The following is a 20,230-nucleotide window of genomic DNA, read 5'->3' as shown; positions in this document are numbered from 1 at the left end:
CCGCGGGCGCGCCGTCCGGCCCTCCTGCGTTCGGCGGTCACGCCTGGCGTACCTCCTCCAGGCGTACGGGGCGGTGCTCGGCCAGCGAAAGGGCGCAGGCCTCGGCGATCCAGCCGGCCTCGATGGCGTCGGCGACCGTGCACGCCGAGGTGGCGCGGCCCGCGACGACCTCCGTGAAGGCGGTGAGTTCGGCACGGTAGGCGGGGGCGAACCGGTCCATGAAGAAGTCGTGCGGCGGGCCCGCCGGGAAGGTGGCGCCCGGCTCGACGGAACGCAGCGGCAGCTTGTCCTCCAGGCCCACCGCGATGCTGTCGCGCATGCCGTGCAGCTCCAGGCGGACGTCGTAACCCCGCGCGTTGTGGCGGGAGTTGGAGACCAGGGCGATGGTGCCGTCGTCGAGGGTGAGGATCGCGGAGGCGGTGTCGACGTCACCCGCCTCGGCGATGTACTCGGCACCCCGGTTGCCACCGGCCGCGTACACCTCGACCACCTCGCGGCCCGTGACCCAGCGCACGATGTCGAAGTCGTGCACGCTGCAGTCACGGAAGATGCCCCCGGAGACCGCGACGTACGCGGCGGGCGGCGGCGCCGGGTCCAGCGTGGTGGACCGTACGGTGTGCAGCTTGCCGAGTTCGCCGCTCACCACGGCCTTGCGGGCGGTCACACAGCCCGCGTCGAAACGCCGGTTGTAGCCGATCTGCACCTCGACACCGCTGTCCCGGACGGTTTCCAGCACGTCGAGGCTCTCCTCGACGGTCCGCGCCACCGGCTTCTCGCAGAACACCGGGATGCCCGCCTTGACCGCGGCGAGGATGAGCGCGGGGTGCGCGTCGGTGGCGGCCGCGATGACGATGCCGTCGACCCCGGCGGCGAGCACCGCTTCGGGGGAGTCCACCGCCGTCGCCCCGAACCGCTCCACCGCCGCCGCGGTGGCCGCCGCCACCGGGTCGCTGACGACCAGGGTGTCCACCGCGTCGAGCCCGGCCAGGGTCGCCGCGTGGAAGGCGCCGATCCGGCCCAGTCCCAGGATGCCGATACGCATGAGATTGCTCCTAAAGCCAGTGAGGGTGTGCCCGCGGAGGGAGGGGCGAGAGGTCAGGGGGAGGAGGGGGAGTCCGGCGGGGGACCGGGGGTCAGTCGAGTCCGCCGAAGACGATCTGGTCCCAGTCGATGACCGAGCCCGTGACCACCCCACTGCGGTCGGAGAGCAGGAAGACGACGAAGTCGGCGATCTCGTCGACCTGGCCCAGCTTGCCCATCGGCTGGGTCTTCGCCGCCTTCTCCCGCCAGTCGTCGCCCGCGCCGTGGAAGGTGCGCTGGATCTCCTCCTCGCCCTCGGTGTCCGTCCAGCCGATGTTGAGGCCGTTGATCCGGACCCGGTCCCAGCGGTGCGCGTGGGCGGCGTTGCGGGTGAGGCCCATGAGCCCGGCCTTGGCGGCGACGTACGGGGCGAGGAAGGACTGGCCGCCGTGCGCGGAGGACGTGATGATGTTGACGACGGTGCCCGGCGCCCCGCGGTCCACCAGGTGCTGGACGGCGGCCTGCATCGCGAAGAACGGCGCGCGCAGGTTGATCGCCATGTGCGCGTCGAACAGTTCCGGCGTGGTGTCCAGGAGCGTGCCGCGCGACGTCAGCCCGGCCGCGTTCACCAGGCAGTCGATCCGCCCGTGGGCGGCCACGACCTGCTCGACACTGCCACGCGCCTGCGCGGGATCGGTCAGATCGGCCCGTACGAACGTGGCGCCGGTCTGAGCGGCGAACTTCTCGCCGAGCTCGGTGCGACGCCCGGTGAAGGCGACCGTGGCGCCCTCGCGCAGCGCCGCGCGCACGATGCCCGCGCCGACGCCCTGGCTGCCGCCGTTGACGAGGACGACCTTGTCCTCGAGCAGTTGGTTCATGGGTGTGCTGCCGTCCTATTCCGTTCCAGCTACGAGTACACGTCCAGGTAGAGCTGCGACGTCAGGCTTCAGACTTCAGGCTCGAGCTTCAGCTCCGGCGGCGTTTGGCGCCGTCCCGCAGTTCCTGGCGCAGCCGCTGCGCGCTCCAGTCCTCCGTCAGGGCCCGCCACACCGTGTCGGCCTGGGAGGGCGGGGCGAGTCCGTCGACCGGCGGGTCCAGATCGAGGTCGGTGGGGAAGGGATAGCCCTCGGCGCAGGCCGCCACCACCCGCCGCAGCCATCCCTCGTCCGCGCCCTCCTGCCTGCGGCGCAGCAGCACCGGGAACAGCGCGTTCGCCATCCCCTCCCGGTCGACGCTCTCCATCGCGCGGCCGAAGGCGGAGGAGATCTGGAGCAGGTTCGCCATCCGCCGGATGTCCGCCGAGCGGTTGTGGCCCGCCGCGTGGAAGAGCGCCGGGTTGAAGAAGACCGCGTCTCCCTTCTCCAGCGGGAGCTGGACGTGGTGCTCGTCGAAGTAGGCGGTGAACTCCGGCCGCCGCCAGGCCAGATAGCCCGGCTCGTACTTCTGTGAGTGCGGCAGGTACAGCGTCGGGCCGGACTCCACGGGCATGTCGCAGTGCGCCACCGCGCCCTGGAGGGTGAGTACGGGGGAGAGACGGTGGACGTGCGCCGGGTAGCGGGCCGCCCGGTCGTCGGTGAGGAAGCCGAGGTGGTAGTCCCGGTGCGGGCTCTGGGCCGCGCCGCCCGGGTTGACCACGTTGATCTGCGAGGTGACCTGGTAGGCGGGGCCGAGCCAGGCCTCGGCGGCGAGCGCCAGCATGTCGTTGGCGTAGTAGTCGGCGAAGACCTCGGGGGCGCGCAGAGCCGCCTTGTCCAGCGCGTTCCACACCCGGTCGTTGGCGCCCGGCGCGGCGAAGTGGTCCCCGCGGGCCGCGCCCGTCGCCCGCTCCTCCTCGATCAGCGCGTCGAAGACGGCGGTGGCCCGGTCGACGACGTCCAGGTCCGTGAAGGCCCGCCGCAGCACGACCACGCCCGGCCCCTCCAGCAGCGCCCGCACCAGTTCCGCCCGCACCGACCGGCCGTCGTCCGAGGCGCGCAGCCGCTCGCTGTCGTACACGAGGACGTTCTGTACGACCTTCTCGGCGGTCGGGTAGTCACGCGCCTCCGTCCGCTGCTGGACCAATGGGCGGAATGTGTCGAGACGGCAGTCGTCCCCGGTGAACCACATTCGTGACCCCCTCCTTCCGGCGCGGTGACATTTCTGCCAGTCTCATGACGCCGGGGCCGTCAATCAATCCGCAGAGAACCATCAAAAACCCCTCATCGATCTCCGCGATCGCGGGACACAGCGAAGGGAACCCATGGGACATCCGTATACGATCCGCGAGATCGCCCGGCAGGCCGGCCTGAGCGAGGCGACGGTCGACCGGGTCCTCAACCATCGCGGCGGCGTGCGCGAGAGCACGGCGCGGGAGGTGCAGCAGGCCATCAAGGACCTGGACCGGCAGCGCACCCAGGTCCGCATCGGCGGCCGCACCTTCATGATCGACATCGTGATGCAGACCCCGGAGCGGTTCTCCTCGGCGGTGCGCGACGCCCTGGAGGCCGAACTGCCGTCCCTGCACCCGGCGATCGTGCGCTCACGGTTCCACTTCCGCGAGACGGACCCCGCGGCGGAGCTGGTGAAGGACCTCGACAGGATCGCCGCGCGCGGTTCGCAGGGAGTGATCCTCAAGGCCCCGGAGGTTCCCGAGGTCACCGCCGCGGTCGGCCGGCTGGTGGCGGCCGGCATCCCGGTGGTCACGCTGGTGACGGATCTGCCCAGCAGCCCGCGGCTGGCGTACGTCGGCATCGACAACCGGGCCGCCGGAGCCACCGCCGCCTACCTCATACGCCAGTGGCTCGCCGACCGTCCGGGCCATGTGCTCGTCACCATCAGCCGGGGGTCCTTCCGCAACGAGGAGGAGCGCGAGATGGGGTTCCGCAGCGAGATGCGCGGCGGCGGGCCTGCGCGCCGACTGGTCGAGATCACCGACAGCGACGGCCTGGACTCCACCCAGCGGGCTCTGGTCCTGGCGGCTCTGGAGCGGGATCCGGAGATCAACGCCGTCTACTCCATCGGCGGCGGCAACACCGCGACCATCGACGCCTTCGCGGCGCTCGGCCGGGGGGTGCTGGCCTTCGTCGCGCACGACCTGGACCACGACAACACCCGGCTGCTGGCGGAGGGGAAGCTGTCCGCGGTGCTCCACCACGACCTGCGCCAGGACATGCGGCGCGCCTGCCAGACCATCATGCGGGCCCAGCAGGCGCTGCCGGACGAGGGCCCGTTCCTGCCGTCGGCGATCCAGGTGGTGACGCCGTACAACATGCCGCCGGCGTGAGAATCCCGCACCCGCGAGGGGAGACGTCTACGCGGTCGGGCCCAGCGGCTGTCCCGCGGGGCCGCTCTCCCGCGCGTGCGCCGCGCCGCCGATGTCCGTGCCCGCCCAGGTCAGCGCCGTCCAGCCGGCTTCGGGGGAACCCTCCAGGATCACGATGTCGGTGTTGTCCAGCCGGTGGTCGGCCGCGAAGGACATGTCGACGTTGTGCGCCCGGGCCGCCGTCCACACCCGGATCGCCGCGCCGTGGCTGACCATGGCGACGCTGCCCGCGCCGGTCGCCGCGGCCTCCGCGACCACCGCGTCGAACCGGCCCAGCGCCTCGGTGCCGTTCTCGCCGCCCGGCATCCGCAGCCCGGTGTCCCCGGCCACCCAGGCGAACGCCGTCGTGAAGTACGCCCTGGCCGCCTCGGTGTCGCCGCGCATCATCTCCAGGTCCCCGGCCTCCAGCTCACGGATGCCGTCCCGTACGACCACCTCGAGGCCGCGGGCGGCCGCCAGCGGGGCGGCCGTCAGCTGGGTACGGGTCAGTGTGGAGACGTACAGCAGGTCGATGTCCACGTCCGCGAGCGTCTGGGGCAGCGCGGCGGCCTGCTTCTCGCCGAGGGCGGTCAGACCCGGTCCGGGGACGGCGGTGTCCAGGAGGAACGCCACGTTGGACGGGGTCTGGCCGTGGCGGATGAGGATCAGGCGCATACGGTCACCTTCTCAGACGGCGCTACGACGGACGCGGCGGCCCGGGCGGTCGGGTCCGCCCTGCGGGGCAGTGCGGCCCTGCGACCCGGGTGGTCGGGTCCGTCCTACGGAGCAGAACCGCCCCGCGCCCCGGGCGGTCGCCCCGCGCTTCAGCCGCCGACCGTGAACCAGGTCGACCGGGACTTCTTCCACTCGGCGTGGGTGAGGTCCTTGGCCTGCGTACCGTCGCCGTACAGGTCGGCGGAGCCGTCGTCGGTGATCAGCTGGGCGCGGGCGCCGGGAACGGTGAGGTCCGGGACGTCGACGACCGACTCCCAGCCGCCCGGGTCCGAGGTGGGCAGGTCGAGCCGCTTGACCGGGGCGTGCGCCGGGTCGCCGTCCCAGGAGTAGAGGGCGTACGGGTCGGAGTTGTCGTCCGCGGCCCAGGAGCCCGCGACGATCAGGTACTGGTTCGCGGCGTTCTTGCGCAGGTCGCGCACGGAGAGGCCGCCGAGGTCCAGCTCGATCGGCGTCCCGAAGACGGCCGTGGCGCCGCCGGCGACCACCTTGTCGATGTTCGTGACGGGCACGAGGAGCGCCTTGCCGCCGGCGACCGCCGGGGCGAGCGGCGCGCGGAAGCCGAGGTACGCGGTCGTCGTCGACCCCGGCGCGAACTCCAGCCCCTCCACGTTGAACCCGTCGATCTGCTTGGGAACCTGGCCGTTGGCGGTGCCCGCCGCGAAGCCGTAGCGGTCGCCGTGGGCCTCGTCCCAGGCGACGAGGTCGTCGCGGAGCTTCCCGTACGAGCCTCCGTACGACAGCACGGTCGCCGCGCCCGAACCGCTGACCTTGGTGGTGAAGACGGTGTTGCGGGCGGACTTGTACTCGCCGTCCTTGTTGTTGCCCAGCGAGCCCGTCCAGTAGATCGTGTCGCCCACGCGCGTGGCGCCCTCGATGTCGATCTCCTTCGAGACCCCGATGTCCGAGCCGAAGTCCCAGGTCTTCACGGGCGCGCCCGAGACCGAACGGTCGTACAGGCGCAGGGTGTTGGACTCGTCGTCCGCCACCACCGCATAGCCGTCCCCGACGTCCACGGCGGCGGAGGCGTCGCTGGAGCCCGTGAAGTACCTGCTGTCCGCGGCCTGTTGGACGGCGGCCGACGCGGCGTAGTGCAGGGTCTTGGTGGCGGTCCCGCCGTCCACGCCGGTGACCTTCACGGTCAGATCGGTGTAGCCCCGGCCGCGCGCGGCGACCGCGACCTGGCGGGTGGCGCCGGTGCCGGTGACCGTGACGTCGGCGGTGGTCGCCACGGAGGCCTTGCTGCTCTTGGTCACCGTGACGGTGAGCGCCCCGGCGTCCGCGCCGCTCTGTGCGACCGTCACCTTCACGACCGGATCCCCGCTCGCCCCCACCGCGCCGGACAGGTAGGCCGCCGACAGCGACAGCGTCGGAGTCCCGTAACTCGCCGCCTGGGCCTGGCTTCCCAGCCCCATGACGGCGAGCGCGAGCACCCCACTGGCGGCGGCGAGCGTCCTGCGGCCACGGGGGAGAACGTAGTCCTGCACGGGGACCCTTTCGTCGGCGTGATGTCGACGAGAAGGCTCGGCCGTCCCCACCAACTGCCGACGGCCCGCACACGTCCACGGGGTGAACAAGTGCGGGCGCGGCTCACCGAGTTGGATCCGCCCCGAGCGACCGCTCCGTGACGCCCGCCAGATGGGCCATGAAGACCTCGCGCGCGTCCGGCGTCAGCGTGCGCAGGGCGACCAGGGCCGTGATGACGACGTCGCAGAGCTCGGACCGCACGTCGTCCCAGGTGTGGCCGACGCCCTTGCGCGGGTTCTGGCCGGTCGCGCCGATCACCGCCTCGGCGACCTCGCCGACCTCCTCCGACAGTTTCAGGATGCGCAGCAGCAGGCCCTCCTGGCCGCCGTGCGTGCGGTGGGCGTCCAGCCAGGCGTGCAGGCGGGCGATGGATTCCCAGACGTCGTCATCAGTCATGGGGCAAGCTTCCCGCACCGGCCGTGTGTCCCGGCCCACGCCTGCCCCCGCTCGTGCGCCTACTCTTCTGCCTACTCTTCGAACAGCGCCTCCTGCTTGCCCTCGGCCGCCTCGCGCACCCTCTTGTTCCGGGCGCCCACCACGGCCAGCGTGGCCGCCGCCGTCACGCCGAGCGCGACGGGGACCATCCAGGAGCGGTTCACGGTGTGGCCGAGCGCGTGGTCCACCGAGAGGCGGCCGGGTCCCGCCACCGCGAGGCCCGCCGCCGTCAGGGCCAGCGACGCCGCGTACTCGTAGCCGCCGTCCATCGCGAAGAACCCGTTGGGCAGATGCACCGCGGCCGCGCCGACCATCGCCCCGGCCGCCGCCGCGCCCGCCGCGGGGGTCGCGAGGCCCAGTGCCAGCAGGGTGCCCCCGCCGGCCTCGGCCAGCCCCGCCGCCGCCGCGCTCGCCTTGCCGGGCGTGTAGCCCATGGCCTCCATGGCGGTCCCGGTCCCCTCGAGGCCGCCCCCGCCGAACCAGCCGAACAGCTTCTGCGCCCCGTGCGCGGCCAGTACCCCGCCCGTGCCCAGACGGAGCAACAGCAGTCCCAGATCTCTTCGGTCGTAACAGGTCACGGTGGCTCCCAGAGCAGACAGACGGCGGCGACGGGCAACGGTCCCTCCCGTGTCTCCACCGTCGCACCGATGACGCGTGACCGACGTGTTCGGGGTGTCGTTCGGGTGGCGGCCATCTGGGACCGGTGTGAGGGTGACTCCCATGACGATTCAGGTAGCGAAACTCAGCGACCCGGCCGTCCGGGCCTTCGTCACCGCTGTGAACGCCCATGACCGTGACGCCTTCCAGGCCGTCCTCGCACCCGGCGCGACCATGTCCGACGACGGTGCCGACCGCGACCTCGCCGACTGGACCGATCGGGAGATCTTCTCCTCCCGCGGCCACATGGAGGTCGACAACGAGTCCAACGGCGGCCGTGCCCTCCTCGCCCGCTACAACAACGACACCTGGGGCGAGATGAAGACGAGGTGGAGCTTCACCGTCGACGACGGCGGCAGGATCACCCGCTTCGAGACCGGCCAGGCGTAGCCGAACCGTCCAGGGGGCTTGCCTTCGCTTGCGCTCCAACTCCTAGCGTGCGCAGGCATGGAGAGCATCGGGAACAGGACGCTGGGACGGACCGGTATCGAGGTGAGCGCCCTCGGCTTCGGCTGCTGGGCCATCGGAGGCGAGTGGGCGACGCCCGACGGGCAGCCGCTCGGCTGGGGAAAGGTCGACGACGAGGAGTCCGTACGGGCCATCCGGCGGGCCCTCGACCTCGGCGTGACGTTCTTCGACACGGCGGACGCGTACGGGACGGGGCACAGCGAACGCGTCCTCGCGCGGGCGCTGGGCAAGCGGCGCGCGGACGTGGTCGTCGCCACCAAGTGGGGCAACGTCATCGACGAGGAGCGCCGGCTGTGCACCGGATCCGACGACTCCCCGGCGTACGTCCGGCGCGCCCTGACCGCCTCACTGCGGCGCCTCGACACCGACCACGTCGACCTCTACCAGCTGCACCTCTCTGACGCCGACCCGGAGCGCGCCGCTCAACTCCGCGACGTCTGCGAGGAGTTGGTACGGGAGGGACTGATCCGCTCGTACGCCTGGAGCACCGACGACCCGGCGCGGGCCGCCGTGTTCGCGCGGGGCCCGCACTGCGCGGCCGTACAGCACCGTCTGAACGTCCTTCAGGACGCGCCGGAACTCCTCGCGCTCTGCGAGGAGTCGAACCTCGCGAGTATCAACCGCAGCCCGCTCGCCATGGGGCTGCTCACCGGCGCGCAGCGCGCCGGGCGGGCACTGGAGACCGGAGACATCCGCAGCGCGCCGCCCGTCTGGCTGCCCGGCTTCCGGCGCGGCAGCGGCGCCGACCCGGACTGGCTGGCCCGGGTCGACGCCCTCAGGGACATCCTCACCAGCGGCGGCCGTACCCTCGCGCAGGGCGCCCTGGCCTGGCTGTGGGCGCGCAGCCCGCGTACCGTCCCGATCCCCGGCTTCCGCTCGGTCGCCCAGGCCGAGGAGAACGCCGGCGCGATCGCGCGAGGGCCGCTCACCGCCGCGCAGCTGGCCGAGACCGACCGCGTGCTGGGACGGTGAGCGGCCCCGGGACACGGCCCCGGACGCGCCTACCGCTGGACGTACTGCTGCTGGGACAGGGGGCGCCGGCCCCCCTGCTCGGTCAGCGTGATCTGCCCGGCCTTGATGGTCGCCAGGCGCGGCGCCCGGCGGGCGATCGACGAGTCGTGGGTGACCATGATGAAGGTCAGGCCGTACTCGTGCCACAGCCCTTCCAGCAGCCCCATGATGTCGTCGCGGGTGCCCTCGTCGAGGTTGCCGGTCGGCTCGTCCGCGAGGAGTACCTTCGGCTTCTTGACCAGCGCGCGGGCGATGGCGACACGCTGCTGCTGACCGCCCGACAGCTCGGACGGCGCGTGCGTCAGCCGCTCGCCGAGACCGACCGAACGCAGCGCCTCGGCGGCCCGCTCGCGCCGCTCCGCGGGCTTCACCCCGAGCGGTACGAGCGCGGTCTCGACGTTCTCCTGCGCGGTCAGCGTCGGGATGAGGTTGAACGACTGGAAGATGATGCCGATCTTCTCGGCACGCAGCCGGGTCAGCTTGGCCTCGCTGATGGAGGCGAGGTCGACGCCGTCCAGCTCGACGCTGCCGGCGGAGGGACGGTCCAGGCCGCCGATCATCTGGAGCAGGGTGGACTTGCCGCCGCCCGTGGGGCCCTGGATGACGAGCTGGTCGCCGTCCTCGATGGTGAGGTCGATGCCACGCAGCGCCTCCACCGTCTCCTTGCCCCGCGTGTAGCGCTTGGTGACGCCGGTGAGCTTGTACATGAGGTTCTCCGAAGATGAAGAAGGCGTAGAAGTGGAAGAGGAGAGGAAGGGGTGGGGCGCGAAGGGATCGCCCGAAGGAACGAGGGGATCGCCCGAAAGGACAACGGGATCGCCCGAAGGGACAAGGGGATCGCCCGAAGGGGCTAGGAGACGCTGCGCAGCGCGTCCGCCGGGCGCATCCGCGAGGCGCGCCAGCCGCCCATCGCACCGGCGATCAGACCGCCCGCGATGGCCAGGCCCGCGGCGAGCGCGATGGTGGTCACCGAGACCGGCGCGGAGAGCGCGATCTCCATGGTGTTCTTGACCGCCTGCCGGCCGGGACCGCCACCGCCGGGGCCGCCGCCCATGCCGCCACCGCCACCGGTGTTGCCGAGCTCCGCGGTCAGCTTCGGGCTGATCGCCGTCACCGCGTACGCCGCGCCGAGGCCGATGGCGATGCCGAGCGCGCCGCCGATCAGGCCGTTCACGATGGACTCGCCGACGACCTGCCGGGTGACCTTGCGGGAGGGCCAGCCGAGCGCCTTGAGGGTGCCGAACTCACGCACCCGGCGGGACACGGCGGAGGAGGTCAGCAGCGCCGCCACCAGGAACGCGGCGACGAGCACCGCGATGGACAGCCACTTGCCGACGCTGGTCGCCAGGTTCGAGGCGGTCGACAGGGAGCCGGAGACGGTGGAGGCGAGGTCGGCGGAGGTGGTGACCGTCGTACCCGAGATGTTCTTCTGGATGGTCGCCTTGACCGTGGTGATCTGCTTGGAGTCGGTCGCCTTGACGTAGATCGTGGTGACCTTGTTCTTCGCGTCGCCCAGCGTCTGCGCCTGCTTCAGCGGCAGGTAGACGTCGGTCGTCGACTCACTGCTGTCCGGCGTCGCGATCCCGATGACCGTGTACTTGGTGCCGGAGATCTTGAAGGTCTTGCCGACCGTGTACTTGTTCTCCTTGGCGTACGACTTGCTGACCACCGCGACCTTCGCGTTGGTCTGCGCCGCCGTGAAGGTCTTGCCCGAGGTGATCTTCGAGGTGGCGAGCGGGCCGAGGTCCTGGTCGGTGACGTCGACGCCCGCGACGGAGTACGAGTTCACGTCGAAGGAGGCGCCGCCGCCCTGCACCTGGGGCGCTCCCGTGCTGCCGCCGCCCTGGCCGCCACCGGGGCCGCCCTGCTGGGAGGAGCCGCCCGACCCGGAGGACGTGGAGGACTTCGCGGTGCCCTGGGTGAAGGAGCCGTCGACCTTGGTGACGTTCAGGCTCAGCGCGCCCACCGCGCTCGCCACGCCCTTCTGCGCGGAGACCTTGGTGACCAGGGAGGAGGCCAGGGACTGGCCGCCCTGCGTCATCACGCGGTCCGAGCTCTGCTTGGTGGAGCTGCTCGACTTGGCGTTGAAGTCGAACTTCGGTCTGCCGGAGGAGTTGCCCGAAGGCGCCGCCTGGGCCTTCGTCACCGTCATGTCGGTACCGAGCCCGTACAGCGACTTCAGGACCTTGTCCTGCGCCTGCTGCATGCCGGCCGACACCGAGTTGACGGTGATGACCAGCGCGATTCCGAGCGCCAGACCCATGGCGATCACCAGGGCCGCCTTCTTGCGCCGGCTCAGCTCACGCTTGAGATAGATGCCAAACATCCCGTTCCCCAAAGGTTCTTGGCGCCCGCTGTGGGCGCGGCCACAAGCTATGGAGAAACCTTTGAGCGGGGCTGAGTAAGAGATGTGTGAGAGCTGAGAAAGTAGGGTCCGGAATCAATATTCCGTAAGACAGCTGATTCCTAAGGTCCGGAGGGGTTATTGCCAGGAAACCCCTGTTGGATGGGGTGCTGAGGGCAGGAGTCGGCCGCACGTACGGGCAGGGGCGCTCCTTGGCCCTGCCTTTGGGTGCGCCGTGCCCTTTCTTTGAGACCCCGCCGTGCGGCGACTCTTCGAGACCCCGCCGTACGGCGCCTTCGAGACCCCGGCGTACGGACCCACGAACTACTTTTGTACGGTCCCGGGATGCGCGATTCCTCTCCCGTCCCCCCGCGTGCCGCCCCGTTGTCCCGCCGTGCCGCTCTCGGCCTCGCCGTGGCCGTCCCGCTGGCCGCGGCCTCCCCGGCGTCGGCCGCCACGCCCGTGATCGGCGGTGAGCGGCTCGTCCGCGCCGGCGTCCAGGTGCGCGATGCCGCGGGGCTGCCCAAGCGGCTCACCGCCCGCTCCTGGCTCGTCGCCGACCACGAGAGCGGCGAGGTGCTCGCCTCGTACCACGCGCACACGCATCTGGCGCCCGCCTCCACGCTGAAGATGCTCTTCGCGGACACCGTGCTGAAGAACTTCGAGCGGACCGAGCGCCACAGGGTGACCGACGCCGACCTCGCCGACATCCCCTCGGGCTCCAGCATGGTCGGCGTCAAGCCCGGCATCACCTACACCGTCGAGCAGTTGTGGCTCGGCGTCTTCCTGCGCTCCGGCAACGACGCGGTGCACGTCCTCAGCCACATGAACGGCGGCCTCGCCAGGACGGTCGCCCAGATGCAGGCCAAGGCCCAGGACCTGCAGGCCCTGGACACCCACGTGGTCAGCCCCGACGGCTTCGACCACAAGGGACAGGTGTCGTCCGCGTACGACCTGACGCTCTTCGCCCGCCACGGCCTCGCCGACGCCGACTTCCGTGCCTACTGCCACACGAAGACCGCGAACTTCCCGGCGGGCGGCAAGAAGACCTTCCAGATCCAGAACACCGACCGCCTGCTGACGGGCGCGTGGGGTGTGCCGACGTACGACGGACTCATCGGCGTGAAGAACGGCTACACCAGCAACGCCGGCAACACCTTCACCGGCGCCGCGACCCGCGGCGGGCGGACCCTTCTCGTCACCGTGATGCACCCCAAGAGCGGCGGCAGCGGTGTCTACGAGGAGACGGCCGCGCTGCTCGACTGGGGGTTCAAGGAGGGCGCGAAGGTCCAGTCCGTCGGCACCCTCGTCGATCCGCTCAGCGAGGGCGGTGCCTCCGCGGCGCCCACCCGGAGGGCGGCGAAGGCGGCGGCCGGAGCGCCCGCGGCGGGGGGCGGCGACTCGTCGTCGTGGGGGCTGGTCGGCGGGGCCGGGGGAGCGGTCGCGCTGCTCGCGGGCGGGGCGTACGCGTGGCGCAGGCGGCGTCGTGTGGTGGGGGACGAGGCTCCGGAAGAACATCAGGACCGTCAGGACCGTCAGGACCGTCAGGACCGTCAGGACCGTCAGGACCGTCAGGACCGTCAGGACCGTCAGGACGGTCAGGACCAGCGGGGCCGGCGCCAGGGCTGACCGTGGCGGCCGCTGGGGCCGGTCGTTATTGGGGCAGCCGTTCCGAGGCCCGGAGCTCACCTCGCGGTCCCGCGCGAGGTCCGCCCCCACCCGGGCCACGGAACGGCTGCCACCACCCCCCTCGGTGTGGACCGTGGTCGTACCGAAGTTCTCCACTCCAAGTGTGAAGTTCTGGTGGAGAAGCCACGAGCATAAGCCCGCCACCGGCCCGAACGGTACGGAGATTCAGCTTCCGTTTGTGTAGGTTGAGCCGTTGACAAGCCGTCCGCGGTCCCGTCAGCCGCGTCCGACGTACGGCATCGCGGTGGCCAGTACCGTCGCGAACTGCACATTCGCCTCCAACGGCAGCTCCGCCATGTGCCGCACCGTGCGTGCCACGTCCGCCACGTCCATCACCGGCTCGGCCACGGTTTCCCCGTTCGCCTGCAGCACTCCGGTCCGCATGCGCTCGGTCATGTCGCTCGCCGCGTTTCCGATGTCGATCTGACCGCAGGCGATCCGGTACGGACGCCCGTCCAGGGACAGCGACTTGGTCAGCCCCGTCAGCGCGTGCTTGGTCGCCGTGTACGCCACCGACAGCGGGCGGGGCGTGTGCGCCGAGATCGAGCCGTTGTTGATGATCCGGCCGCCCTGCGGATCCTGCTCCTTCATCTGCCGGTACGCCGCCTGCGCGCACAGGAACGCGCCGTTGAGGTTCGTGTTCACGACGTGCAGCCATGCCTCGTACGGCAGTTCCTCGACCGGGACGCCGCCGGGCCCGAACGTTCCCGCGTTGTTGAAGAGCAGGTCCAGCCGCCCGAAGCGCTCGCGCGTCGCGTCGAACAGGGCCGCCACGTCGTCGGGACGCGAGACGTCGGTGCGTACGACGAGGGAGGGCGCCTCGGGGACGAGGGCCGCCGTCCCCTCCAGCGTCTGCGGCTTGCGTCCGGCGAGCGCCACCGACCAGCCGGTGCGCAGCAGTTCGACGGCCACCGCGCGGCCGATGCCGGAGCCCGCTCCGGTCACCACGGCGATCTTCGCCTGCGAGGCAGGCATGGCGTTCGAGTCGTTGAGGGCGTTCATGGGCCCGCAGCGTACGTCCTGGCCGGGCCGGCGGACGGGCCCCTGCTTGCGGTGTCGGCGTCCTGGTCGGACCGTTCTAGTCGGTCTCTCCGGGGTAGCGGACGCCGATCTGGGTGCGGATCGCGTCGAGTGTGCGCATCACGGCGAGGCTGCCGTCCAGGGGGACGAGGCGGGACTCCTTCGCGCCGGCCCGCAGGGCGCGCATCACCTCGGCGGCCTCGTGCTTGAGGCTGGTGCGCGGGCCGTGCGCCGGGTCGGCCGTGAACTCCTCGGGATCGCGGCCGTCGCGGTGCAGCACGAGTCGGTCCGGGAAGAAGAAACCGCCCGGGATGTCGATGCGGCCCTGGGAGCCGGTGACGGAGGCGGAGACGGGGGTGCCACCGTTGACGGAGCAGTGCACCGAAGCGAGAGCGCCGCTCTCCCAGGTGAGCAGTGCTCCGGTCTGGAGATCGACGCCCTCGTCGGAGAGCACCGCTCTCGCGGTGATGCCCGAGGGCTCGCCGAGCAGCAACTGCGCGAACGACACCGGATAGACGCCGAGATCGAGCAGCGCGCCGCCGCCCTGCGCGGGGTCCCGCAGCCGGTGCGACGGCGGGAACGGGCCATTGATCCCGAAGTCGGCCTGAATCGTGCGGACTTCACCGATCACACCGTCGTCGACGAGGTCCTTGAGACGTCGGACCAGTGGATTGCAGTACATCCACATGGCCTCCATCAGGAAGCGGTCGTGCTCCTTGGCGAGCGCGACCAGTTCCTCCGCCTCGCGCACGTTCAGCGTGAACGCCTTCTCGCACAGCACATGGCGCCCCGCCTCCAGACACATCCCGGCGGCGGCCCGGTGCGCCGAGTGCGGAGTGGCGACGTACACGACGTCGACGTCCTCGTCCGCCGCGAGCGAGGCCCAGTCCCCGTACGCCCTCGGAATCCCGAACCGCTCGGCGAACGCCTTCGCGGAGGCGTCCGTCCGCGAGGCCACGGCCACGACCTCGGCGTCCGGCATGTCCACCAGATCCGCCGTGAAGGCCGCCGCGATCCCGCCGGTCGCCAGAATCCCCCACCGCACCCGCTCGCCCACGCCCGTCATTACCGGCCCTTCGCTCTGCCACTCGCTCTGTCACCTGAAGTTCTGTGACCCCGAACACTCCGTTCGAACTGAGAGCATAGGTGGCGGATTACTCGAAGAGGGAGGGGCTCATGCCCGAGCGCGGGCACACCCGGCGGGACCCGAAGGGCCCACAGGCCCCGGAGGGGCACATACCGAACACGGCGGTGGCCGACGCACCGCCAGTGGCCGACGCACCGGCCGTCGCCGCACCGGCCGTCGCCGCACCGGCGGCGCGGGAAGCGCCGGATGCCGGGGCCCTCCGCCGTACCGGACTCCTCGTCACCCTGATCCTCGGCGGACTCACCGCCACGCCCCCGCTGTCGATGGACATGTACCTCCCGGCCCTGCCGGAGGTCACCCGCGCACTGCACGCCCCCGCCGCCACCGTCCAGCTCACGCTGACCGCCTGCCTCGCCGGGATGGCGCTCGGCCAGCTCGTCGTCGGACCGATGAGCGACAGATGGGGCCGCAGACGCCCGCTCCTCGTCGGCCTCGTCGTCTACGTCCTCGCCACCGCCCTGTGCGCCCTCGCCCCGAACGTCGAACTCCTCGTCGCCTTCCGCCTGGCCCAGGGCCTCGCGGGTGCGGCCGGCATCGTGATCGCGCGAGCCGTCGTACGCGACCTGTACGACGGCATGGCGATGGCCCGCTTCTTCTCCACCCTCATGTTGATCTCCGGCGTCGCCCCCGTCGTCGCGCCCCTCATCGGCGGCCAGATCCTGCGCACCACCGACTGGCGGGGCGTGTTCGTCCTCCTCACGGCGGTCGGCGTCGCACTCACCGCGCTCGTCTGGACGAGGCTCCCCGAGACCCTCGAGCCCGCACAGCGCCACGGCGGCGGCGTCGGTGAGGCACTGCGCGCCATGCGCGGACTGCTCGCCGACCGCGTCTTCACCGGCTACACCCTGGCGGGCGGCTTCGCCTTCGCGGCACTGTTCGCGTACATCAGCGCCTCTCCCTTCGTGATCCAGGAGATCTACGGCGCGTCCCCGCAGACCTTCAGCCTGCTCTTCGGGATCAACTCCGTCGGCCTGGTGATCGTCGGCCAGATCAACGGCAAGATCCTCGTCGGCCGGGTCAGCCTCGACAAGGTCCTCGCCGTCGGCCTCGCCCTCATCGCCCTCGCCGCGACGGCGCTGCTGCTGCTCTCCACGGGCGTCTTCGGCGAGGCGGGCCTCGTCCCGGTGGCCGCGGCCCTCTTCGTGCTCATGTCCGCCATGGGCCTCGCCATGCCCAACACCCAGGCGCTGGCCCTGATGCGGGTACGGCACGCGGCCGGTTCCGCGTCCGCGCTGCTCGGCACCTCCTCCTTCCTCATCGGCGCGATCGCCTCCCCGCTCGTCGGCATCGCCGGGGAGCACACCGCGGTCCCGATGGCCGTCGTCCAACTGGCGGCGGTACTGGTGGCCATCGGCTTCTTCGTGGGACTGTGCCGTCCCTGGCAGACGGGACACACCGTGGACGGAAAGGCGGCGGGCAGCTGAGCGCACCGAGACTGCGCGTGGACACACCGGAACGGGCCGGACTCGACCCGACGGAACTGCGCCACCTCGTACGGGACGTCCGCACCCTCACCCGAGGTCCGCGCCCCTGGGCCGCGGGCCTCGTGCTGGTCGCAGGCCGCGGCCCGGTCATCGCCGTCGAGGAGGCGGCGGGCTGGGCCGTGCGCTACTCCTCGTACGACGAGAAGACCGACACCGGTGTCGAACTGCCGCCCGGGGACCGGCGGCCGATGACCGTCCACACCCCCTTCGACCTTGCCTCCCTCACCAAGCTGTTCACGGCGGTCGCCGCGGTGCAGCAGCTGGAGCGGGGCACGCTGGGGATCGACGCGCGGGTGGGGGCGTATCTGCCGGAGTTCCGCGCGGCCTCGGCCCACGACATCACCGTACGACAGCTGCTCATGCACACCTCCGGGCTGCGCCCCGAACTCCCGCTGTACGACTGCCCGGACGACGCCGCGCGTCTCGCCCTGCTGCGGGCCGAGGCCCCTTCGTCCCGGCCGGGCGAGTACGTGTACTCCGACCTGAACCTGCTCCTCCTGCAACACGTCCTGGAACGGATCACCGGCCGCACGCTCGACGTCCTCGTCCGCGACGGGATCACCCGGCCGCTCGGGATGACCGCCACGTCCTTCGGGCCGTGCGCGGGGGCGGCGGCGACCGAGGACCAGCGGCGGCCGTGGGGCAAGGTGGACCGGGGGATGCTGCGGGGGGTCGTGCACGACGAGAACGCGTGGGCGCTCGGTGGGGTGGCCGGGCACGCGGGCCTCTTCTCCACGGCCCATGACCTCGCGGTCTTCTGCCGGACCCTCCTCGCGGGCGGGTCCTACGGTCCCGCCCGCATCCTCGGCCCCGACTTCGTCGAGCTGATGCTCACCCCGCCGGGCCTCGGCTTCGCCGTCGACCAGCCCTGGTTCATGGGTGCGCTGGCCGGGCGCGGCGCCGCGGGGCACACCGGTTTCACCGGTACGTCCCTTGTACTGGACCCCGCGACGGACACGTTCCTGGTGCTCCTCGCGAACACGGTGCATCCCCGCCGGCGCGCGCCGGACAGCGCGCCCCGGGCGGAGGCGGCGACGCGGCTCGCGCGGGCGGTACGGGGAGCGTGAGCCGGGGTTTTTTCACTGCGGGTGCGTGGTGGCTGGTCGGCAGTCGTTCGGCTGCGGGCCGGTGGGGGCTGGTCGCGCAGCTCCCCGCGCCCCTAAAAGCCCTGGGTCGTCCGGCGTTCCAGGGCGAGGCCGGGGGCCGCACCCCACCCACCCCGGCCCGCATCTCCAGCCCGTCCGGCGTTTGAGGACGAGGCCGTTCAGGCCGGTCGGGGGTCTGGGGGCGGGGCCCCCAGGTGGGGATGGGACGGGTAGGGGCGGCGGGGGCGAGGGGCCCGGGGCGGCGACCGTAGAATCGGCGGGTGAACGTCCCCGTACACCCCGCCGAGACCCTGCGTACCGCCCTCGCCGGACTCCTCGACGGCCTCCCGCCGAAGGCGGCCACACAGGCGGTCGACCGGCTGATCGCGAACTACCGGGGAACGACCCCCACCCACACCCCGGTCCTCCGCGACCGCTCGGACGTGGTCGCGTACGCCGCCTACCGCATGCCGGCGACATTCGAGGCGGTGCGATCCGCGCTGGAAGCGTTCGCGGACGCGGCCCCGCAGTGGACGCCGACGAGCCACGTGGACGTCGGCGGCGGCACGGGCGCCGCGACCTGGGCGGTGAACGCGACCTGGGAGGGCGCCCGCCCCGTGACCGTGCTCGACTGGGCCGAGCCCGCCCTCGCGCTCGGCCGCGAGATCGCCGCGGCGAACCCGGAGCTGAAGTCCGCCGAATGGCACCGCTCTCGTATCGGATCGGCGCTCACCATCGAGAGCACTGATCTCGTCACCGTCTCCTACGTCCTCGGCGAGCTCACCGACGCCGACCGCGCCTCCGTCGTGACCGCCGCCGCGACCGCCGCCCAGGCCGTCGTGATCATCGAGCCCGGTACGCCCGACGGCTACACACGCGTCATCGAGGCGCGGGACCGTCTGATCGCCGCCGGGTTCCACGTCGCCGCCCCCTGCCCGCACAGCGCGGCCTGCCCGATCGTTCCCGGCGAGGACTGGTGCCACTTCTCCGCCCGGGTCGTGCGCTCCTCCCTGCACCGTCAGGTCAAGGGCGGCTCCCTGCCCTACGAGGACGAGAAGTTCAGCTACGTCGCCGCCACCCGCTTCCCGCCGACCCCGGCCCCCTCCCGCGTCGTACGCAAGCCGCAGATCCGCAAGGGCCAGGTACTCCTGGACCTGTGCGGCCCCGACGAGGCCCTGCACCGCGAGACGGTGACCAAGCGTCACGGGCCGCTGTACCGGGCGGCCCGTGACGCGGACTGGGGCGACGCCTGGCCACCGCCGCCCGCGGAGAACCAGTAGCCGGGGCTCAGCCCCGCAGCTCCTGTGTGCAGCACTTCACGCTGCCGCCGCCCTTGAGAAGCTCGCTCAGATCGATGCCGACGGGCTCGAAGCCACGTTCCCGCAACGGACCGAGGAGACCCGTCGCGGCCTGCGGCAGCAGCACGTGCAGGCCGTCCGAGACCGCGTTGAGGCCGAACGCGGCGGCATCCTCGGCACCGGCGATCAGCGCGTCGGGGAACAGCCGTCGCAGCACCTCCCGGCTGCCGGGGGAGAAGGCGGGCGGGTAGTACATGACGTCGTCCGTGGTGTCGTCGAGGACGGCGAGGGCGGTGTCGAGGTGGTAGTAGCGGGGGTCGACCAGGTCGAGCCCGATCACCGGTCGCGCGAGGAACTCCTGGGCCTCGCCGTGCGAGAGGGGGCTCGCGCGAAAGCCACGGCCGGCGAGTACGTAGGAGGCGGTGACCGCGAAGTCGCCCTCGCCCTCGTTGACGTGCACCGGCTCGTGGACGTGCGGGAAGCCGTGCGCGCGGAACCACTCCAGGTGGGCCGCCGCCTCCGGTTCGCGCTCGCGGTGCGCGAACCGGGCGCCCAGCACCCGGCCGTCGACGACCGTCGCCCCGTTCGCGGCGAAGACCATGTCCGGCAGGCCGGGGCGCGGGGTGAGCTCCTCGACCGTGTGGCCGAGCGCGAGGTAACGGCTGCGCAGGTCCTCCCACTGGGCGACGGCCAGCGGCACGTCGACCGGCTTGGCGGGGTTCATCCACGGGTTGATGGCGTAGGTGACGTCGAAGTGTGCGGGTGGGCACATCAGATAGCGCCGGGGTGTGGCGCGGCGGGGAGGCTGCAAGGAGGGCTCCTCACGTACCGCAGGGGCAGGTGATGCCCATGGTGCGGTCCGCGGGGCACGTCGGCAGCCTGGCGAACGGGTGGACTTCGCAGGGCCACGACGGTTCTCGCCCCCGCCGCCCCTACCCGTCCCATCCCTGGGGACTGCCGCCCCCAGCCCCCCGCATCGGCCTGAACGGCCTCGTCCTCAAACGCCGGACGGGCCGGCGGGTGTGGGCCTCCG

The 20,230-nt window shown here is 71.9% G+C and carries 19 protein-coding genes; 7 read left to right on the top strand and 12 right to left on the bottom strand.

All coding sequences use genetic code 11. The annotated features are described in order from the left end of the window. Positions 1–37: 37 nt before the first annotated feature. From ACIQTP_RS19975 to ACIQTP_RS19965, 3 genes are all read right to left on the bottom strand, one after another. Positions 38–1,042, bottom strand: coding sequence for a Gfo/Idh/MocA family oxidoreductase (locus ACIQTP_RS19975; RefSeq protein ID WP_403401410.1), 1,005 nt, complete (start codon positions 1,040–1,042; stop codon positions 38–40). Positions 1,043–1,133: 91 nt separating this feature from the next. Further along, positions 1,134–1,898 carry an SDR family oxidoreductase gene (locus ACIQTP_RS19970; protein ID WP_403401408.1) on the bottom strand — a complete coding sequence of 255 codons (765 nt, stop codon included), beginning with the start codon at positions 1,896–1,898 and terminating at the stop codon, positions 1,134–1,136. Between the two features lie 88 nt (positions 1,899–1,986). Beyond that, positions 1,987–3,126, bottom strand: coding sequence for a phytanoyl-CoA dioxygenase family protein (locus ACIQTP_RS19965; protein WP_403401406.1), 1,140 nt, complete (start codon positions 3,124–3,126; stop codon positions 1,987–1,989). Positions 3,127–3,259: 133 nt separating this feature from the next. On the opposite strand from ACIQTP_RS19965, the gene ACIQTP_RS19960 reads away from it, so the two are divergent. Further along, on the top strand, positions 3,260–4,282 hold the full coding sequence (locus ACIQTP_RS19960; RefSeq protein ID WP_402037008.1) for a LacI family DNA-binding transcriptional regulator: 1,023 nt from the start codon (positions 3,260–3,262) through the stop codon (positions 4,280–4,282). Positions 4,283–4,309: 27 nt separating this feature from the next. Here ACIQTP_RS19960 and ACIQTP_RS19955 read toward each other — a convergent pair whose 3' ends face one another. From ACIQTP_RS19955 to ACIQTP_RS19940, 4 genes are all read right to left on the bottom strand, one after another. Beyond that, entirely contained in the window at positions 4,310–4,975 is a 666-nt protein-coding gene (locus ACIQTP_RS19955) for a histidine phosphatase family protein (RefSeq protein ID WP_403401404.1), read from the bottom strand. Positions 4,976–5,124: 149 nt separating this feature from the next. Beyond that, the gene (locus ACIQTP_RS19950) at positions 5,125–6,447 is read right to left on the bottom strand and encodes a hypothetical protein (RefSeq protein ID WP_403401590.1); all 1,323 of its coding nucleotides are present in this window, start codon (positions 6,445–6,447) and stop codon (positions 5,125–5,127) included. 175 nt (positions 6,448–6,622) lie between these two features. After that, positions 6,623–6,955 (bottom strand): MazG-like family protein, encoded by a 333-nt coding sequence (locus ACIQTP_RS19945; protein ID WP_403401402.1) that lies wholly within the window; start codon positions 6,953–6,955, stop codon positions 6,623–6,625. Positions 6,956–7,026: 71 nt separating this feature from the next. After that, positions 7,027–7,572: a DoxX family protein gene (locus ACIQTP_RS19940; protein ID WP_403401400.1), complete on the bottom strand. Its 546-nt coding sequence runs from the start codon at positions 7,570–7,572 to the stop codon at positions 7,027–7,029. Between the two features lie 142 nt (positions 7,573–7,714). Between ACIQTP_RS19940 and ACIQTP_RS19935 the strand changes: the two genes are divergently transcribed. Together ACIQTP_RS19935 and ACIQTP_RS19930 are read left to right on the top strand one after the other, a co-directional pair. After that, complete coding sequence (locus ACIQTP_RS19935) at positions 7,715–8,041, top strand: nuclear transport factor 2 family protein (protein ID WP_402037017.1); 327 nt, start codon at positions 7,715–7,717, stop codon at positions 8,039–8,041. A gap of 57 nt (positions 8,042–8,098) precedes the next feature. Then, positions 8,099–9,091: an aldo/keto reductase gene (locus ACIQTP_RS19930; protein ID WP_403401398.1), complete on the top strand. Its 993-nt coding sequence runs from the start codon at positions 8,099–8,101 to the stop codon at positions 9,089–9,091. Between the two features lie 29 nt (positions 9,092–9,120). Here the strand turns inward: ACIQTP_RS19930 and ACIQTP_RS19925 are convergent, their stop codons facing one another. Then, positions 9,121–9,837, bottom strand: a complete 717-nt coding sequence (locus ACIQTP_RS19925) for an ABC transporter ATP-binding protein (protein WP_403401396.1) — start codon at positions 9,835–9,837, stop codon at positions 9,121–9,123. Between the two features lie 143 nt (positions 9,838–9,980). Continuing rightward, positions 9,981–11,456, bottom strand: coding sequence for an ABC transporter permease (locus ACIQTP_RS19920; protein WP_403401394.1), 1,476 nt, complete (start codon positions 11,454–11,456; stop codon positions 9,981–9,983). 363 nt (positions 11,457–11,819) lie between these two features. Between ACIQTP_RS19920 and ACIQTP_RS19915 the strand changes: the two genes are divergently transcribed. Then, entirely contained in the window at positions 11,820–13,103 is a 1,284-nt protein-coding gene (locus tag ACIQTP_RS19915; protein ID WP_403401392.1) for a D-alanyl-D-alanine carboxypeptidase family protein, read from the top strand. Positions 13,104–13,379: 276 nt separating this feature from the next. On the opposite strand, the gene ACIQTP_RS19910 is transcribed toward ACIQTP_RS19915, so the two are convergent. Then, positions 13,380–14,165 carry an SDR family oxidoreductase gene (locus ACIQTP_RS19910; protein WP_403401391.1) on the bottom strand — a complete coding sequence of 262 codons (786 nt, stop codon included), beginning with the start codon at positions 14,163–14,165 and terminating at the stop codon, positions 13,380–13,382. 76 nt (positions 14,166–14,241) lie between these two features. Then, on the bottom strand, positions 14,242–15,249 hold the full coding sequence (locus ACIQTP_RS19905) for a Gfo/Idh/MocA family protein (RefSeq protein ID WP_403401389.1): 1,008 nt from the start codon (positions 15,247–15,249) through the stop codon (positions 14,242–14,244). 110 nt (positions 15,250–15,359) lie between these two features. Here ACIQTP_RS19905 and ACIQTP_RS19900 point away from each other — a divergent pair, with 110 nt between their 5' ends. The 3 genes from ACIQTP_RS19900 (at position 15,360) to ACIQTP_RS19890 (ending at position 19,179) form a co-directional block, all read left to right on the top strand. Next, a complete protein-coding gene (locus ACIQTP_RS19900) occupies positions 15,360–16,754 on the top strand; it encodes a multidrug effflux MFS transporter (protein WP_403401387.1) in 1,395 nt (464 codons plus the stop codon). A gap of 17 nt (positions 16,755–16,771) precedes the next feature. Then, positions 16,772–17,881: a serine hydrolase domain-containing protein gene (locus ACIQTP_RS19895; RefSeq protein WP_403401385.1), complete on the top strand. Its 1,110-nt coding sequence runs from the start codon at positions 16,772–16,774 to the stop codon at positions 17,879–17,881. Between the two features lie 299 nt (positions 17,882–18,180). After that, the gene (locus ACIQTP_RS19890) at positions 18,181–19,179 is read left to right on the top strand and encodes a small ribosomal subunit Rsm22 family protein (RefSeq protein ID WP_403401383.1); all 999 of its coding nucleotides are present in this window, start codon (positions 18,181–18,183) and stop codon (positions 19,177–19,179) included. A 7-nt stretch (positions 19,180–19,186) separates the two neighbouring features. Here ACIQTP_RS19890 and ddaH read toward each other — a convergent pair whose 3' ends face one another. Next, positions 19,187–20,008, bottom strand: coding sequence for a dimethylargininase (gene ddaH / locus ACIQTP_RS19885; RefSeq protein ID WP_402037040.1), 822 nt, complete (start codon positions 20,006–20,008; stop codon positions 19,187–19,189). Positions 20,009–20,230 lie beyond the last annotated feature (222 nt).

This window comes from Streptomyces sp. NPDC090798, assembly GCF_044768965.1.
Lineage (GTDB): Bacteria > Actinomycetota > Actinomycetes > Streptomycetales > Streptomycetaceae > Streptomyces.
Note: the sequence above shows the minus strand (reverse complement) of the source record. Positions and strands in the feature narration are given on the sequence as shown.